Genomic DNA, 3,156 nt, shown 5'->3' with positions numbered 1-3,156 from the left:
CTTCAGAACTAACACAGTGGACGCGAGCAACTGAGGACAAGCCCTCGGCCTATTAGTACCAGTCAGCTCCACCCGTTACCGGGCTTCCACATCTGGCCTATCAACCCAGTCGTCTACTGGGAGCCTTACCCTCTCAAGGAGGTGGGAATACTCATCTTGAAGCAGGCTTCCCGCTTAGATGCTTTCAGCGGTTATCCCTCCCGAACGTAGCCAACCAGCCATGCCCTTGGCAGGACAACTGGCACACCAGAGGTTCGTCCGTCCCGGTCCTCTCGTACTAGGGACAGCCCTTCTCAATATTCCTACGCGCACAGCGGATAGGGACCGAACTGTCTCACGACGTTCTAAACCCAGCTCGCGTACCGCTTTAATGGGCGAACAGCCCAACCCTTGGGACCGACTCCAGCCCCAGGATGCGACGAGCCGACATCGAGGTGCCAAACCATCCCGTCGATATGGACTCTTGGGGAAGATCAGCCTGTTATCCCCGGGGTACCTTTTATCCGTTGAGCGACAGCGCTTCCACAAGCCACTGCCGGATCACTAGTCCCGACTTTCGTCCCTGCTCGACCCGTCGGTCTCACAGTCAAGCTCCCTTGTGCACTTACACTCAACACCTGATTGCCAACCAGGCTGAGGGAACCTTTGGGCGCCTCCGTTACTCTTTAGGAGGCAACCGCCCCAGTTAAACTACCCATCAGACACTGTCCCTGATCCGGATCACGGACCGAGGTTAGACATCCAGCACGACCAGAGTGGTATTTCAACGGCGACTCCACAACCACTGGCGTGGCTGCTTCAAAGTCTCCCACCTATCCTACACAAGCCGAACCGAACACCAATATCAAACTATAGTAAAGGTCCCGGGGTCTTTCCGTCCTGCTGCGCGAAACGAGCATCTTTACTCGTAGTGCAATTTCACCGGGCCTATGGTTGAGACAGTCGAGAAGTCGTTACGCCATTCGTGCAGGTCGGAACTTACCCGACAAGGAATTTCGCTACCTTAGGATGGTTATAGTTACCACCGCCGTTTACTGGCGCTTAAGTTCTCAGCTTCGCCACACCGAAATGTGACTAACCGGTCCCCTTAACGTTCCAGCACCGGGCAGGCGTCAGTCCGTATACATCGCCTTACGGCTTCGCACGGACCTGTGTTTTTAGTAAACAGTCGCTTCTCGCTGGTCTCTGCGGCCACCCCCAGCTCACGGAGTAAATCCGATCACCAGTGATGGCCCCCCTTCTCCCGAAGTTACGGGGGCATTTTGCCGAGTTCCTTAACCATAGTTCACCCGAACGCCTCGGTATTCTCTACCTGACTACCTGAGTCGGTTTAGGGTACGGGCCGCCATGAAACTCGCTAGAGGCTTTTCTCGACAGCATAGGATCATCCACTTCACCACAATCGGCTCGGCATCAGGTCTCAGCCTTAATGTGTGACGGATTTGCCTATCACACGGCCTACACCCTTACCCCGGGACTACCACCGCCCGGGCTGGACTACCTTCCTGCGTCACCCCATCGCTTACCTACTACCACCTTGGATCAGCGGCTCCACCACTTTCCTTTCCCCGAAGGGTCCGGAACGGCTTCACGGCCTTAGCATTAATGGATTCGATATTGGGCGTTTCAAAGCGGGTACCGGAATATCAACCGGTTGTCCATCGACTACGCCTGTCGGCCTCGCCTTAGGTCCCGACTTACCCTGGGCAGATCAGCTTGACCCAGGAACCCTTAGTCAATCGGCGCACACGTTTCTCACGTGTGTATCGCTACTCATGCCTGCATTCTCACTCGTGAACCGTCCACAACTAGCTTCCGCTGCTGCTTCACCCGGCACACGACGCTCCCCTACCCATCACAGCGGGCGTTGGCCCTATTGCTGCAATGACACGACTTCGGCGGTACGCTTGAGCCCCGCTACATTGTCGGCGCGGAATCACTTGACCAGTGAGCTATTACGCACTCTTTCAAGGGTGGCTGCTTCTAAGCCAACCTCCTGGTTGTCTCTGCGACTCCACATCCTTTCCCACTTAGCGTACGCTTAGGGGCCTTAGTCGATGCTCTGGGCTGTTTCCCTCTCGACCATGGAGCTTATCCCCCACAGTCTCACTGCCACGCTCTCACTTACCGGCATTCGGAGTTTGGCTAAGGTCAGTAACCCGGTAGGGCCCATCGCCTATCCAGTGCTCTACCTCCGGCAAGAAACACGTGACGCTGCACCTAAATGCATTTCGGGGAGAACCAGCTATCACGGAGTTTGATTGGCCTTTCACCCCTAACCACAGGTCATCCCCCAGGTTTTCAACCCTGGTGGGTTCGGTCCTCCACGAAGTCTTACCTCCGCTTCAACCTGCCCATGGCTAGATCACTCCGCTTCGGGTCTAGAGCGTGCAACTCAATCGCCCTATTCGGACTCGCTTTCGCTACGGCTTCCCCACACGGGTTAACCTCGCTACACACCGCTAACTCGCAGGCTCATTCTTCAAAAGGCACGCAGTCACGACGCATTGAGTAAACTCAATGCGCGACGCTCCCACGGCTTGTAGGCACACGGTTTCAGGTACTATTTCACTCCGCTCCCGCGGTACTTTTCACCATTCCCTCACGGTACTATCCGCTATCGGTCACCAGGGAATATTTAGGCTTAGCGGGTGGTCCCGCCAGATTCACACGGGATTTCTCGGGCCCCGTGCTACTTGGGAGATTCTTAAGCAAGCCGCTGATGTTTCGTCTACGGGGGTCTTACCCTCTACGCCGGACCTTTCGCATGTCCTTCGACTACATCAACGGTTTCTGACTCGCCGACCGGCCGGCAGACCGATCAAAAGAATTCCCACAACCCCGCATGCGCAACCCCTGCCGGGTATCACACGCATACGGTTTGGCCTGATCCGGTTTCGCTCGCCACTACTCCCGGAATCACGGTTGTTTTCTCTTCCTGCGGGTACTGAGATGTTTCACTTCCCCGCGTTCCCTCCACACTGCCTATGTGTTCAGCAGTGGGTGACAGCCCATGACGACTGCCGGGTTTCCCCATTCGGACACCCCCGGATCAAAGCTCAGTTGGCAGCTCCCCGGGGCCTATCGCGGCCTCTCACGTCCTTCATCGGTTCCTGGTGCCAAGGCATCCACCGTGTGCCCTTAAAAACTTGGCCT

At 56.3% G+C, this 3,156-nt stretch carries 1 rRNA gene; it reads right to left on the bottom strand.

Annotated elements, in window-relative coordinates:
* Positions 1-32: 32 nt before the first annotated feature.
* A 23S ribosomal RNA gene (locus ABT084_RS37620) occupies positions 33-3,155 on the bottom strand.
* Position 3,156 lies beyond the last annotated feature (1 nt).

Source organism: Streptomyces sp. NPDC002138 (genome assembly GCF_040296485.1).
In the GTDB taxonomy this organism is placed as follows: domain Bacteria; phylum Actinomycetota; class Actinomycetes; order Streptomycetales; family Streptomycetaceae; genus Streptomyces.
The sequence above is the reverse complement of the archived record's forward strand: the minus strand, read 5'-3'. Positions and strand labels throughout refer to the sequence as shown.